This window comes from Pseudoxanthomonas sp. 97-1-1 (genome assembly GCF_057773125.1).
Map to the genome: position 1 here is coordinate 332,489 of NZ_JBYMTJ010000001.1, position 13,541 is coordinate 346,029.

14 protein-coding genes are annotated in these 13,541 nt (G+C 67.7%); 4 read left to right on the forward strand and 10 right to left on the reverse strand.

From position 1 onward, the window contains the following. Positions 1-57 precede the first annotated feature (57 nt). Positions 58-1,164 (reverse strand): RNA polymerase-binding protein DksA, encoded by a 1,107-nt coding sequence (gene dksA / locus AC3DET_RS01520; RefSeq protein WP_488391151.1) that lies wholly within the window; start codon positions 1,162-1,164, stop codon positions 58-60. 95 nt (positions 1,165-1,259) lie between these two features. Here dksA and yidD point away from each other — a divergent pair, with 95 nt between their 5' ends. The 3 genes from yidD to AC3DET_RS01535 are packed head-to-tail and all read left to right on the forward strand — an operon-like array spanning position 1,260 to position 3,714. Next, positions 1,260-1,517 (forward strand): membrane protein insertion efficiency factor YidD, encoded by a 258-nt coding sequence (gene yidD, locus AC3DET_RS01525; RefSeq protein WP_192200907.1) that lies wholly within the window; start codon positions 1,260-1,262, stop codon positions 1,515-1,517. After that, positions 1,517-2,863 (forward strand): dihydroorotase, encoded by a 1,347-nt coding sequence (locus AC3DET_RS01530; protein WP_488390508.1) that lies wholly within the window; start codon positions 1,517-1,519, stop codon positions 2,861-2,863. Before yidD ends, AC3DET_RS01530 begins: the two co-directional genes overlap by 1 nt. 44 nt (positions 2,864-2,907) lie before the next feature. Next, positions 2,908-3,714, forward strand: a complete 807-nt coding sequence (locus AC3DET_RS01535) for a M23 family metallopeptidase (protein ID WP_446537985.1) — start codon at positions 2,908-2,910, stop codon at positions 3,712-3,714. Positions 3,715-4,198: 484 nt separating this feature from the next. Here AC3DET_RS01535 and AC3DET_RS01540 read toward each other — a convergent pair whose 3' ends face one another. The 9 genes from AC3DET_RS01540 to efp form a co-directional block, all read right to left on the reverse strand. Further along, entirely contained in the window at positions 4,199-5,113 is a 915-nt protein-coding gene (locus AC3DET_RS01540) for a hypothetical protein (RefSeq protein ID WP_488390509.1), read from the reverse strand. Next, the gene (locus AC3DET_RS01545; RefSeq protein ID WP_488390510.1) at positions 5,114-6,784 is read right to left on the reverse strand and encodes a sensor domain-containing diguanylate cyclase; all 1,671 of its coding nucleotides are present in this window, start codon (positions 6,782-6,784) and stop codon (positions 5,114-5,116) included. 87 nt (positions 6,785-6,871) lie between these two features. Next, positions 6,872-7,804, reverse strand: a complete 933-nt coding sequence (gene folE2 / locus AC3DET_RS01550) for a GTP cyclohydrolase FolE2 (protein WP_488391152.1) — start codon at positions 7,802-7,804, stop codon at positions 6,872-6,874. A gap of 113 nt (positions 7,805-7,917) precedes the next feature. Continuing rightward, positions 7,918-8,625 (reverse strand): phytoene/squalene synthase family protein, encoded by a 708-nt coding sequence (locus AC3DET_RS01555; RefSeq protein WP_488390511.1) that lies wholly within the window; start codon positions 8,623-8,625, stop codon positions 7,918-7,920. A 98-nt stretch (positions 8,626-8,723) separates the two neighbouring features. Next, entirely contained in the window at positions 8,724-9,485 is a 762-nt protein-coding gene (locus tag AC3DET_RS01560; protein ID WP_488390512.1) for a phosphoglycolate phosphatase, read from the reverse strand. Continuing rightward, positions 9,416-10,135, reverse strand: a complete 720-nt coding sequence (gene ubiG / locus AC3DET_RS01565) for a bifunctional 2-polyprenyl-6-hydroxyphenol methylase/3-demethylubiquinol 3-O-methyltransferase UbiG (RefSeq protein ID WP_488390513.1) — start codon at positions 10,133-10,135, stop codon at positions 9,416-9,418. The genes AC3DET_RS01560 and ubiG overlap by 70 nt, the downstream gene beginning before the upstream one ends. Positions 10,136-10,284: 149 nt before the next feature. Then, on the reverse strand, positions 10,285-11,625 hold the full coding sequence (locus AC3DET_RS01570; RefSeq protein WP_488390514.1) for a TRZ/ATZ family hydrolase: 1,341 nt from the start codon (positions 11,623-11,625) through the stop codon (positions 10,285-10,287). Positions 11,626-11,636: 11 nt separating this feature from the next. Then, the gene (locus AC3DET_RS01575; protein WP_142125174.1) at positions 11,637-11,846 is read right to left on the reverse strand and encodes a hypothetical protein; all 210 of its coding nucleotides are present in this window, start codon (positions 11,844-11,846) and stop codon (positions 11,637-11,639) included. Beyond that, a complete protein-coding gene (gene efp, locus AC3DET_RS01580; protein WP_192200898.1) occupies positions 11,846-12,412 on the reverse strand; it encodes an elongation factor P in 567 nt (188 codons plus the stop codon). The genes AC3DET_RS01575 and efp overlap by 1 nt, the downstream gene beginning before the upstream one ends. A 101-nt stretch (positions 12,413-12,513) precedes the next feature. Between efp and epmB the strand changes: the two genes are divergently transcribed. Continuing rightward, positions 12,514-13,533, forward strand: a complete 1,020-nt coding sequence (gene epmB / locus AC3DET_RS01585; RefSeq protein ID WP_488390515.1) for an EF-P beta-lysylation protein EpmB — start codon at positions 12,514-12,516, stop codon at positions 13,531-13,533. The last annotated feature ends 8 nt before the right edge of the window (positions 13,534-13,541 follow it).

Genomic DNA, 13,541 nt, shown 5'->3' on the forward strand with positions numbered 1-13,541 from the left:
GCCGGCCACAAAAAACCCCGCCGAAGCGGGGTTTTCAGTATGCGGACGAAGCCGGGCTCAGTCGCCCTGCTGCTTCTGCATGTGTTCCCAGCGTTCCTGGGCATCGATGGTGCGCTCGGCGGTCAGACGAGCTTCCAGGCGATCCAGGCCGATTTCTTCGCCGGTATCGACGCAGTAGCCGTAGTCGCCACCCTCGAGCCGCTTGAGCGTGCTGTCGATCTTGCCGATCAGCTTGCGGTAGCGGTCACGGGTACGCAGTTCCAGCGAGTTTTCGGTCTCGCGGGTCGCGCGCTCGGCCTCATCGCCGATGTCGCGGACTTCATCCTTGAGGTTCTCGATGGTCTGCTTGGATTCCTCGACCAGGTCGGCACGCCACTGCAGAAGACGTTGGCGGAAGTACTCCAACTGCAGCGTGCTCATGTACTCCTCGTCAGGCGAGGGCTTGTAGCCGGTCGGCACGATCGGGCGACCGGTGGCTTCATCGGTCTTGTAGGGCACTTCTTTCACCTTGCCGCGCACGACCGGCGCCGCAGGCCGGGCAGCCACGGCCACCGCAACCTTGCCCACGGGACGGGTGGCGGCGGGACGGGGACTCACGGGGGCTGCGACGGAGGTAGAGGCTTTGGCGTTCTTGGTAGTCGGTTTCGGGACTGGCACAGGCTTCGGGGGGGACGGAACCTTGGCGGCGGGCGCCGGGGCCGGGGCAGCCGCCTTGGGGGCGGGAACCGGCACGGGAGTCTTGGTCGCAGCCGCGGTGGGGGCGGACTTTGCCGGAGCCGGCTTCGGTGCGGGCTTCGGTGCGGGTTTGGGAGCGGGCTTCGCGGCCTTGGCCGGCGCCTTCACTGGAGCCGCCTTGGCGACGGGCGCCTTGGTGACCGGTGCGGGCGCAGGCTTCCTGGCAACTGCGGGCTTGGTTGCCTTGGCAACCGCTTTCTTGACCGGTGCCGCCTTCTTGGCCACCGGCTTGGCGGCCGGTTTCTTCGCCGGCGCCACTTTCTTGGCGACTGGCTTCTTGGCAGCAGGCTTCGGCGCCGCCTTCTTGGCCACCGGCTTGGGGGCCGGTTTCTTGGCGACAGCCTTCTTCACGACAGGCTTCTTGGCGACGGTCTGAGCGGGTTTCTTGGCGGCCTTGGCGGCCTTCTTCGCAGGTTTCTTTGCAGCCACGAACAGCGCTTCCTTGTTCTTCCCGAGCATCGGGAAAGCGCGCTTTTATAGCCTACCCGGGAGGCAGCGGCAACCCGACGCGGTATCATCGGGCCATGCTCGCCCGCCTGCTCATCCTGCTGCTGAAGGGCTACAAGCGCTTCATCAGTCCGCTGCTGGGGCCTCGCTGCCGCTTCGTGCCCTCCTGTTCGGAGTACGCCATGGAGGCCATCGGTCGCTTCGGTCCGCTGAAGGGCGGCTGGCTGGCGGTGCGCCGGATCGGCCGCTGCCACCCCCTCCACCCCGGTGGCTATGACCCGGTCCCTGCCCGGGACGGCGCCGACCTCCCCCACTCCTGCACAGGAAACCACTGATGCCCGCCACCGTCATCGTCAACGCCCGCCTGGTCAACGAAGGCCGCGTCACCGAGGGTGACCTGCGCTTCGAGAATGGCCGCATCGCCCGCATCGCCGCCGAGATCGTGCCCCAGGGCGGCGATACCGTCATCGATGCCGCCGGCCGCTGGCTGTTGCCGGGGATGATCGACGACCAGGTGCATTTCCGCGAACCCGGCATGCCGCACAAGGGCGACATGGCCACCGAATCGGCAGCGGCCGTGGCGGGAGGCCTGACCACGTTCATGGACATGCCCAACACCAGCCCGCCGACGCTGGACGCCGCGGCGCTGGAGGACAAGTACCAGCGCGCCAAGGGCCGCGCCTGGGGCAATTACGGCTTCTACATGGGTGCCAGCAACGACAATCTGGACGCGATCCGCACCCTGGACCCGAAGACCGCGCCCGGCATCAAGGTGTTCATGGGCGCCTCCACGGGCAACATGCTGGTCGACAACCCGGACACACTGGACGCGATCTTCCGCGAGGCGCCCACGCCGATCATCACCCACTGCGAGGACACGCCGACCATCGATGCCAACCTGGCCGCGTTCCAGGCCAGGTACGGCGATGCCCTGTCGGCCGAGCACCACCCGGACATCCGCAGCCGCGAGGCCTGCATCAAGTCGACCCGCCTGGCGATGTCGCTGGCACGCAAGCACGGCACCCGCCTGCACGTGCTGCACATCTCCACCGCCGACGAACTGGCGTTGTTCACGCCCGGCCCGCTGGTGCATGCGGACGGCGCGCGCAAGCGCATCACCGCCGAAACCTGCATCCATTTCCTGCGCTTCGACCGCGCCGACTATGCGGCGCTGGGCAACCTGATCAAGTGCAATCCCGCCATCAAGAACGCCAGCGACCGCGAGGCGCTGATCAAGGCACTGGTGGACGATGTGATCGACGTGCTGGCCACCGACCACGCGCCGCACACGCTGGAAGAAAAGGAAAAGCCGTACGCGCAGGCACCGTCCGGCCTGCCGCTGGTGCAGTACGCGCTGGTCGCCGCGCTGGAACTGGTGCACGAAGGCCGCATGGATGTCGCACGCGTGGTGCAGAAGTTCGCGCATGCGCCCGCGCAATTGTTCGACGTCAAGGAGCGCGGCTATCTGCGCGAGGGTTACTTCGCCGACCTCGTGCTGATCGATGACGAGCCGTTCACCGTGAAGCGCGAGGACGTATTGTCCAAGGTCGGCTGGTCGCCGTTCGAAGGCCGCACGTTCCGTTCCCGCGTCGGCGCCACGTGGGTCAATGGCCGCATGGTCTGGAACGGCGAACACCTGGTGGGCACACCCGTAGGCCAGCGCCTCGAGTTCGCGCGTTGAAGCTGGCGGTCGCGGCGCTGCTCGCCGCTGTCTGCGCCGGCTGGATTCCCCTGGTCGCAGCGCAGGATGCAGCGCCCGCCGCTCCCGTGTCGCAGGAAGAGCGTGTGGTGTTCCCGGCCAGCGTGTCGCAGGGTTCCCTGGTGTTCGGCAAAGTTCCGCCGGGCAGCCAGGTGCGGTATCGCGACCGTCTGCTGCGCACGACGGGCTATGGCACCGTGGTGCTTGGCGTGGGCCGCGATGAAACCGGCCCGCTGCAGGTCTCGGTCACCACGCCCTCCGGCCGCAGCGAATCGGTCGACATCACCGTGACCCGGCGTGACTGGCCGGTGGAGAACGTCAACGGCGTGCCGCCCAAGACGGTCAATCCCCCGCCGGAGATCGCCGCACGCATCCAGCGCGAACAGGCACTGGTCACCGCGGCGCGCGCACGCGACGACGAGCGCGCCGACTTCGCCCTGCCCTTCCAGTGGCCGGTGCAGGGCCGCATCAGCGGTCGTTTCGGCAATGCCCGCGTCTACAACGGCCAACCCGGCGCGGGACACTCCGGCATGGATATCGCCGCCCCCAACGGCACGCCCGTGAAGGCGCCCGCCGGTGGCGTGGTGACCTTCGCCGCCCCCGACCTCTACCTGACCGGCGGCACGCTGTTGCTGGACCATGGCCATGGCATCAGCTCCAACTTCCTGCATCTGTCGCGCATCGACGTGAAGGTGGGGGATCGTGTGGAACCGGGCCAGGTGATCGGTGCCGTCGGTGCGACCGGGCGCGCGACGGGGCCGCATCTGCATTGGGGGATGAACTGGTTCGACATCCGCATCGATCCCCTGCTCGTCCTCGAGCGCGGAAAGTAGACGCCAACGTTCACCACCCGGGCGCGTTGCGACGCGCCACGACCGGCGGTCGCTTTCAGTTTCAGGGGGCGCAGTTCGACATCCGCATCGATCCCCTGCTCGTCCTCGGGCGCGGAAAGTAGACGCCAACGTTCACCACCCGGGCGCGTTGCGACGCGCCACGACCGGCGGTCGCCCTCTGTTTCAGGGGGCGCGGTTCGACATCCGCATCGATCCCCTGCTCGTCCTCGAACGCGGAAAGTAAACGCCAACGTTCACCACCCGGGCGCGTTGCGACGCGTCACGACCGGCGGTCGCCTTCTGTTTCAGGGGGCGCGGTTCGACATCCGCATCGATCCCCTGCTCGTCCTCGAGCGCGGAAAGTAAGCGCGAGTGTTCACCACCCGGGCGCGTTGCGACGCGCCACGACCGGCGGTCGCCCTCTGTTTCAGGGGGCGCGGTTCGACATCCGCATCGATCCCCTGCTCGTCCTCGAGCGAGGCGGCTAGAGTCGACCGAGGAAACGACTGGCGGGACTGTCCGCCAGGTCACGCGGGCGGACCAGCTTGGGATTCGGCCGGCCGACATCGGGCCAGGCGGCCTCAAGCAGCACGTCAGACGCCTTGAACGTGTCCGCGCCGGCATGGGTCAAGCCCAGTTGCGAACGCAGGGCGGAGATGGATGCATCCAACGCCGGATCGTCCAGTTCCAATGCATCGACCGTATCCCAGACCGGCAACGCCCCGACGACAGTCTCGGCGCCAACTGCATTCTGCTCCAGCGTCTTGTGCTTGGGCTTGAGCATTTCCCGTACTTCTTCCTGCAGTTTTCCATAGTCGACATCGGGGAACGGCAGGTCGCTGGGCTCGCCAGGTACGATGGGGCGTGCGAGGCGGCCCGCCGGCAGCGCATCGCAGTCGGCAAAGGCCCGATACGCGAACTCGCTGCACAACATCCTGCCGGAATCGGCGCGGATCGCATGCTCGGTGGCCTCCCGGATGAGCCAGCGCAACCAGACCGGCAGGTGCCGCGGCTTGCCTCGCAGCGCAACCAGCAAACCGATCGTCACCAGGTCGTCCTGCGCGAACGTCGTGCCAATCAACGAGCGCGCGTGGCGGAGCACCGTCGCGCGATCATCCACGCCCAACGGCGTCCTGTCGGCGGCCAAGGACCGATAGGCGTCGACGAAGACCACCGGCCCCCCGGGCGACAACCGGGCGGCCAATGGACTTTCCTGGACTGCCGGACGGATGCCCTCGATCAGCAGGCCGTTGTCCGATACCAGCGACACATGGCTGTACGGACTGTCCCCGAACCACGCGATCAGCTTGGACAACTGGCTCTTGCCCAGCATCAGCAGCAGATCGCCGATCTGCAGTTGCTCCACGGGAAAACGTACGGTGGCGGCTTCCTGGTTCACTCAAGCATCTCCGGGTTGCGGGGAAAGGTCGCCTGTCACGCGATCACGGCCTGCGGACTTGCTGGAGTACAGCGCCGTGTCCACGCGCTCCAGCAGGCGTTCAAAGGTTTCGCCAACGCCCAACTGCGCCACGCCCAGGCTGAGGCTGGTATCGATCACGCGACCGTCGATGGTCAACGGCCGGTTGTTCACTGCTTCGCGCAGGTGTTCGGCCACGGTCAGCGCGTCATCAAGTGCGGTGCCGGGCAGGATCACCAGCATTTCATCGCCGCCGTAGCGCCCGAGGAAATCATGCTTGCGCAGCTTCCCGCGGGTACGGGTAGCCACGAGCCGCAGGCTCTGGTCGCCCACCGGATGGCCGTGCTCGTCGTTGATCCGCTTGAAGTGGTCGATATCGAAGAACACCACCGACAGCGGCGTGCCACGCACGTGTGCGAGCTCTACTTCGCGCTGCAGTTGCTCGATGATCGCGGTGCGCGACAGCACGCCCGTCAGCATGTCGACGGCGGCGATGCGACTGGCGCGGTCGCGGTCGCGGCGCAACTGCTGCATCTTGTCGGCCAGGCCGACCGTCAGTACCAGACCGGCCAGCGCGAAGCCGAGCGGGAACGCATGTATCAGCCAGGCGGGCCCCACCCACCAGCCGAGCAGTTCGCCCACGCGCGCGGCGGTAAGCGAGATCATCGGGAGCCATGACAGCAGCAGGAAGAACGCCGGGCGCTCGTTGCGCAACGCACCCCGGACGCAGGCCAGCAGTACGCAGGCTGTCGCCACCAGCAATATGAGATTGCCCGCGCGGGGAACCAGCAGGCTGGTACTCGCCAGGGAAGCGAGCATCAGGCCGCCCAGCAGCACGTTGCACGCGCGCAGCACGCGCGCGAGAACGGGGCTCCAATGCGCCAGATCCAGATAGAAGGCGAGGAAGGTATTGCTGGCGATCACCGACAGCATGCCGGCTATACGGGACATCCGCGGGTCCGCACCCAACGCATGGCCGAAGACCTCGATGCTGCGCAGTTCGCCGCCCGCAAGCGCGAGGAACAATGCCTGCGAAAGCAGGGTCAGCGCCAGGAATCCGTAGCTGCGCTCCCCCAGCCCGATGCAGAACCCCAACGCCAGCACCGAGAGTACGCACATCGCACCCAGCACCATCGCCCGCCATGCCACGTGTTCCAGGTCCTGTCGATGGACATCACGCAAGGGCTGGATCGACAGCGGCATCGGCGTGCCCCCCACCGAGATCACCCGCAGGTAGAGGGGCTGGCCGGCCCGGACACCTTCCGGCAACGGGAACGCCAGCGCACGCGCCGAGAACGCGAGGTCGGCGTCTGCGCCGAACAACGCGCGCACGACAGGCGGGCCTTCACTGGTCCAGAGTTCCATCCGATTCTGGTACGGCGCGCGCACCACCAGGTGCGGTTGCAGGCCTGCATCCACGTCCACGGGGCTGACGACGCGCCACCAACGGGGCGACGTCTGGGATTCGAAGATCACGCCATCGCGGGCGGCGGCGGCAAACTGCGCATCCACTTTGCCGGACACGACATCGCGCGCCGGCGGATCGGCGTCGAGCCGGGCCAGCGAAAGCGTTTGCGCGGTGGCGGGCATCGCCCACCCGATCAGGCAGAACCAGAGCAACCAGTCTCTGGCCAGGCGCCGTGGATTCCCCATATCCATTCCGCCGAGCGGTCAGCGACCGAGCTTAGCGCGGATCAGGCCATAAATGTGAAGTGGCGCCGGCCTTGCCGACTGGCGGCCTCAGTCGTTGCTGCCGCTCACGCGGGCCACCGCGTCGTGCGGGTGCAGACTCTCGTAGTGCGCCACGGTGGCATCGTAACGGGCAATGCGGGCGTCACCCGACAGCACCGACGCCACGCGACGCGCGGCGTCTTCGCAGAACATGAGGTTCTCGGCATTGAGGCGTGCAAAGGCCTGCTCATCCACGCGCTTGACTGCGGTCTGCACCGGGGTGCCGAGCGCGGCTTCGATGGCGTCGATCAGGGCGACAAGGGGCAGCTCGTCGAACTGCGGGCGCAATTCCACCCGCATGCTGGCCCGGCTGCGCTGCGCGTGCGGCGTGGCGGCCAGGCCGCGCTCGGAGGCCAGCCAGTCGTGCACCACATTGACCGACAATGGATGCGCAGCGGCGAAATCTCCCGCGAAACGCTCCGCGTTGGCCTGCCGCGACAGCGCCGCCGAAGCCGGGCAGGTGCTGGAATACTCGACGGCAAACGACAACCCCAGCACCAGATGGCCGTCGGCCAGCGTGGCTTCGATTTCGACCGGGTAGCGCTTCCAGCCGGCATAGTCGCTTTCCAGCGCCTTCCGCTGCAGCAGTGCTTCGTAACGGATCTTCAGGCGGGCGCTGGTTGCCAGGCCGGCCTGCGACGCCACGCTGTCCTGCAGCAGATGCCGCAGGCCCGCAGGCGTGATCGCTTCACGCGCCAGTCCGTCCTGCAGTTGCAGGTAGAGGCGCGACATGTGGATACCGCGCGCATCCGCGTTGGCCAGGTTCACCGACAGGTCGATGCTGGCGGCCACCTGCAGCTGCCCACCCTGACCGTCCGCGATGCGGACCGGCAATGCGATGTTCTCCATGCCCACCCAGTCCAGCGGGCGGGCCAGGGGCACGCGCTGGTGAGCGACATCGGGAAGGTCGGCGCGGGGCGCCTGGGGAAGCGAGGAAGACATCGTCATGCACGGGGGGACTGGATGCCGCGCATTGTACCCCCTGCCCTGAATCCCCAGATGAAACAGTCCGTTACGACCGTTTCCTGCGTCTATCGCCACGATATGCGATGCCTTCAATCGCCGCGTGCCGCACGCCAGCCGGTGAGCAGGAGCACGGGGCGCGAAGGCAACGGGGCGGGCGCGCCCAGTCGGGACAGACGTTCCAACCTGCCCCGCGCATACGCAGCGAAAACGCGGCGCTCGCGGGCACCCGCCCGCCCGCCCTGCCAACGTCGCAGGACGTCCGCGGCCCACCCTCGCACGGCAGCGGTGTCTTCTTCCCGCCGGAACGCCATCGGCACGGCCGCGACGCCCCCATCGGCCAGGCTCATGGCCAGCACCTGCGCAACGACCGCTTGCACGTCCGGCGCACGCCCCAGCACGTCGGCTTCCACCGCCGCCACGGCCGCGCCGTAACCTGCCAGCGCCGCGAATGCCTCTTCGCTCCCAGCCTGCGCCCCACGTGCCGCCGCCAGCGCGGGCAAGGCCTCGGCCAATGAAGACCATGCGGCCCGTACAGGCTCCAGCCTGCGCCCCAGCGGATGCCGCGAACGTTGTCCGCTCCAGCCGCGCAGTTCTTCGCCCCACCATGCCAGCTTCGCGTCTGCTGGCAGCGGATCGCCGCTGACATTGAGTGCATCGTCGAATTCCTGCAGCAGCGCGAACCACGCCACCGCCGTCTCGCGGCGGGCGGGCGCCACGAAGATCTCGCCCACCGACCACTCGGGCCAACGCGTGCGCCATTTTTCAAGGAAGCTGTCGAGGGCGGCGGAGTCGGACATCGCGGATACGGTGTGGGAGCGACGTCAGTCGCGATGAAGTTGCAGGGAAAGGCCAGGCAACCGCGCCCGGATGAACGCCATCATCGGCCGCTCGCGACTTACGTCGCTCCCGCCAGGCGATGGAAGAAGGGCCATGCGGCCGGCTTGAGGAGGTCCGCCGGCTGTTCCAGCATCACATCCGCCCCCCACGCCGCCGGCACCTCGTGCGCCTGGCGATAGCCCCACAGCGCCGCGATCGACGGCATGCCCGCCGCACGCGAGGCCTGGATGTCGCGCTCGTCGTCGCCCACGTAAACGCAGTCGGCGATCGCGATGCCGATGCGCTCGGCGGCTACCTGCAAAGGCAGGGGATGCGGCTTCTTTTCCGCCAGCGTGTCGCCTCCGATCAGCACGGCACACCGCGTCTCCCAGCCCAGCTGCGGCAGGATGTCGCGGGCCAGGTACTCGGGTTTGTTGGTCACGATGCCCCACACGCTGCCGGCCTGCTCCAGCGCTCCAAGCATGTCGGCGACACCATCAAAGAGGAGACTGTGGCGACCGAGCTCTTCCTGGTAGATCGCCAGGAATTCAGGCACCAGCGCCTCGCGCGGACTCTGCTCCATCGCGGGGAAGGCAGCGGCCAACATCGCGCGCGCACCCTTGGATACGTGCGGCCGCAGGGTATCCAGTGTCATCGCATCGACACCGCGCGATGCGCGCATCCGGTTCGCGGTGGCCAGCATGTCCGGCGCGCTGTCCAGCAGCGTGCCGTCCAGGTCGAACAGCGCGGCGCGCGGGAATCCCCGCGCCGTCACGGCTTCACCGCACTGGCGAGGTAGTTCACGTCGGTGCGCGAGGTCAGCCGTGCACGCTGCCGCCATGGTTCATAGGCCAGGCCGGTGACGTCCTGCAGTTGGAAGCCCGCATCGCGCAACCAGCGTGCCAGTTCTGCCGGGCGGATGAATTCCTTGTAGTGATGCGTGCCCTTCGGCAGCAGCCGTGCGATGTACTCGGCGCCGACGATCGCCAGTGCGAAGGCGGCCGGCGTGCGGTTCAGCGTGGACAGGAACAGGTGTCCGCCGGGCTTCAGCAGCGTGTGGCAGGCGCGGATGATGGAAGCCGGATCCGGCACGTGCTCCAGCATTTCCATGCAGGTGACCACGTCGAAACTGCCGGGACGCTCTTCGGCCAGCGATTCGACGGAACGCAGCTGATAGTCCACCTGCACGCCCGATTCCAGCTTGTGCAGGCGCCCCACCTTCACCAGCTCGGGTGCCAGGTCGATCGCGGTGACATGCGCGCCCTCGCGCGCCAGCGCTTCGCTCAGCAATCCCCCGCCACAGCCGACATCCAGTGCGGTGGCGCCCGGCAGACGCGCACGGTCACGCACGTACTGCAGGCGGACCGGGTTCAACGCGTGCAGCGCCTTCTGCGGACCATCGGGGTCCCACCAGCGGTTGGCCAGCGCGCCGAACTTGTCGAGTTCGGCCTGGCTGAAATTGTCGTCGAGTGGCGAAGTCGTGGTTGTCATGCCGCCATTGTAGAGCGGGCTGACCCCGCGAGGCGCCAATTCCGTCGTCAGAGCGAACGCCGGGACCCAGCTCGCTCTTGCTTGGAGCAGCCTCGGGAACAGCAAACACAACGTCCACATGGATCCCAGCGTTCGCTGGGATGACGCTGTCAAGACAGCCGGATACCCGCAATCCTTTCGCGCCACTGGCGCGCATTGGCGATGACGCCGTCGATGTCCATCTCGACCAGCACACGCTGCCGCAGCTTCGCCTTGCCGGCGATCCACACATCGCTGACCTGCTGGCGGCCGGTGGCGTAGATCAGCTGCGACACCACGTGGTGCAGCGGCTGCGTCTCCAGCGCGGACAGATCCACGCAGACCAAGTCGGCCTCCTTGCCCGGTTCGATCGAGCCGATGCGGTCGTCGAACCCGATCGCCTTCGCGCCGCCCAGCGTGGCCGCGCGCAATGCACTGAACGCGTCCAGTGCCGCGGCATCCTGCGCCACCGCCTTGGCCAGCAGCGCTGCCGTGCGGGTCTCACTGAACATGTCCAGATCGTTGTTGCTCGCACAGCCGTCGGTGCCGACCGCCAAAGTCACGCCTGCACGCTCCAGGGCGCAGGCCGGACAGAAACCGGAGGCGAGCTTGAGATTGGATTCCGGGCAGTGCACGACACTGACGCCACGCTCGGCACAGAGGTGGATCTCCGCCTCGGTGAGCTGGGTCATGTGGATGGCGATCAGACGATCGTTGACCAGCCCCAGCCGGTCCAGCCGCGCGATCGGGCGCTGTCCGTGCTTCTCCAGCGACTGCTCCACTTCCTGTGCGGTCTCGTGCAGGTGCAGGTGCACGGGCACGTCGAGCTGGTCGGACAGCATCCGCACGCGCTCGAAGTTGGCGTCGTTCACGGTGTACGGCGCATGCGGGGCGAACGCGGTCGCGATCAACGCATCGTCCCGCCACTGGTCGTGCACTTCGCCGGCCTTCTCGAAGTACTCGTCGTCGGATGCCGCCCATGCCGTAGGGAAATCGATCACCGGCAAGCCGACGCGGGCGCGGAAGCCATGGCGCTTGTACGTCGCGGCCTGGACATCGGGGAAGAAGTAGTTCTCGTTGACGCAGGTCGTGCCGCCGCGGAGCATCTCGGCGATCGCCAGGGTGATGCCGTCGGCAACGAAATCCGGGCCGATCACTGCACCCTCGATGGGCCAGATGTGCTGCTGCAGCCAGACCTTCAGCGGCAGGTCGTCGGCGACGCCGCGCAACAGCGTCATCGGGTTGTGGGTGTGCGCATTGACCATGCCCGGGATCAACGCGGCATCAGGTCGCGCTACCGTCTCGCGCGGCGCGAAGCGGGTGTGCGCTTCGGCGAGCGGGAGGATCGCGACGATGCGGCCGGCGGTGACGGCGACCGCGTGGTCTTCCAGCACGACCCCGTGCGGGACGACCGGCACCACGAAGCCGGCTTCGATCAACAGGTCGCAGGCTTCGGGGGTGCGGTCGCTCATGGGGCCTCGGCTCAGAATCCCAGCGTGTAGGTCAGGCCGATGGCGCCGGCGCCGAACAGCAGCCAGCACAGCAGCATCAGCGCCAACGCGCGCCCGTAGTTCAGCCGCGGCACGCTGGGGAACAGCCGCGGCAGGGTCACGTTCCAGCAGAGCATCACGCCCAGCGCGGCGATCAGCACGCCGACGGCCCAGACGCCCAGGTAAAGCGCCAGCTGTTCCATCACTTCACGCGGCTGACGTATTCACCGGTACGGGTATCGACCTTGATGATCTCTTCCTGTCCGACGAACAGCGGCACGCGCACGACGGCACCGGTTTCCAGCGTGGCCGGCTTGCCGCCCGTACCGGCGGTATCGCCCTTCACGCCCGGGTCGGTCTCGGTGATCTGCAGTTCGACGAAATTCGGCGGGGTCACCTGGATCGGGTTGCCGTTCCACAGGGTCACCACGCAGTCTTCCTCACCCTTCAGCCACTTTTCGGCGCCGCCCATGCCGGCCTTGTCGGCCTGCACCTGCTCGAAGGTTTCCTGCTGCATGAAGTGCCAGTATTCGCCGTCGGAGTACAGGTACTGCATGTCGGTATCCACCACGTCGGCCGCTTCCACCGAGTCGGTGCTCTTCATGGTGATTTCCTGCACGCGGCCGCTCTTGATCAGGCGGTACTTCACGCGGGTGAACGCCTGGCCCTTGCCCGGCTTGACGTATTCCGTGTCGTTGATGATCGCCGGTTCGTTGTTGATCAGGATCTTCATCCCGTTCTTGACGTCGTTCATGCCATAACTGGCCATGCATGTGCTCCTGGGGTAAGGCGTACCCGCCGCGCAGGGCGGCCGGCCGGATAGAATGGGAGACCCGCCGGACCCGGCGGGTGCTTGTTTTCTGGCCCGACATGATAACCGCAGCCCCCGAACCCCGACAGCCCGTCCCGAGGCCCGCGCCCCGCTGGCAACAGGCCTGGCGCGATGCCGTGCGCGACCCGCGCGAGCTGCTGTCGTCGCTGGGGTTGGACGCGCTGGCCGGCCGCGTCTCGGACGACGCGGCCGCGCAGTTCCCGCTGCGCGTGCCGCGCGGTTTCGTGGCCCGCATGCGCCATGGCGATCCGCACGACCCGCTGTTGCGCCAGGTATTGCCGCTGGACGACGAAATGCGTCCGGCCACCGGCTATGGCCTGGATGCCGTGGGCGATGGCGCGGCCAGAACGGGGACCGGCGTGATCCAGAAATACCGCGGCAGGGCGCTGCTCGTGGCGACCGGCAGTTGTGCGATCAATTGCCGGTACTGCTTCCGCCGCCACTTCCCCTATTCGGACGAGACCGCGGCACGCGAAGGATGGCGGGAAGCCGTGGCGCTGATCCGCGCCGACACGGGCGTGGAAGAAGTACTGCTGTCCGGCGGCGACCCATTGTCGCTGTCGAACGCCAAGCTGGCCGAGCTCACCGACGCGCTGGCGGAGATTCCCCACCTGCGCCGCCTGCGCATCCACAGCCGTCTGCCGGTGGTGCTGCCCGAACGCATCGACGATGGCCTGCTGGCCTGGCTGGCCGGCCTGCCGTGGCCAGTGACCCTGGTCGTCCATGCCAACCATGCCAACGAGTTCGACGACAGCGTCGACGCAGCACTCGGGCGCCTGCGCGGCGCCGGTGTGCACCTGCTGAACCAGGCGGTTTTGCTGCGTGGCGTGAATGACGATGTCGAGGCGTTGGCGGACCTCAGCGAGCGCGGCTTCGCGGCGGGCGTGCTGCCCTACTACCTGCACCAGCTGGACCGGGTGGCCGGCGCGGCGCATTTCGAGGTCGACGACGCGCGGGCAAAGGCGCTGCATGCGGCACTGGCCGCCCGGCTGTCCGGGTACCTGGTGCCGAGGCTGGTACGGGAAGTCGCCGGCGATACCGGCAAGCGCCCGCTGTGACCCACCGA

Coding starts and splice junctions, on each gene's coding strand:
- ubiG (WP_488390513.1), bottom strand. CDS start 10,135: ATGACAACCACGACTTCGCCACTCGACGACAATTTCAGCCAGGCCGAA.
- efp (WP_192200898.1), bottom strand. CDS start 12,412: ATGGCCAGTTATGGCATGAACGACGTCAAGAACGGGATGAAGATCCTG.
- folE2 (WP_488391152.1), bottom strand. CDS start 7,804: ATGTCTTCCTCGCTTCCCCAGGCGCCCCGCGCCGACCTTCCCGATGTC.
- yidD (WP_192200907.1), top strand. CDS start 1,260: ATGCTCGCCCGCCTGCTCATCCTGCTGCTGAAGGGCTACAAGCGCTTC.
- AC3DET_RS01555 (WP_488390511.1), bottom strand. CDS start 8,625: ATGTCCGACTCCGCCGCCCTCGACAGCTTCCTTGAAAAATGGCGCACG.
- epmB (WP_488390515.1), top strand. CDS start 12,514: ATGATAACCGCAGCCCCCGAACCCCGACAGCCCGTCCCGAGGCCCGCG.
- AC3DET_RS01560 (WP_488390512.1), bottom strand. CDS start 9,485: ATGGCGGCAGCGTGCACGGCTGACCTCGCGCACCGACGTGAACTACCT.
- AC3DET_RS01575 (WP_142125174.1), bottom strand. CDS start 11,846: ATGGAACAGCTGGCGCTTTACCTGGGCGTCTGGGCCGTCGGCGTGCTG.
- AC3DET_RS01545 (WP_488390510.1), bottom strand. CDS start 6,784: ATGGGGAATCCACGGCGCCTGGCCAGAGACTGGTTGCTCTGGTTCTGC.
- AC3DET_RS01530 (WP_488390508.1), top strand. CDS start 1,517: ATGCCCGCCACCGTCATCGTCAACGCCCGCCTGGTCAACGAAGGCCGC.
- AC3DET_RS01570 (WP_488390514.1), bottom strand. CDS start 11,625: ATGAGCGACCGCACCCCCGAAGCCTGCGACCTGTTGATCGAAGCCGGC.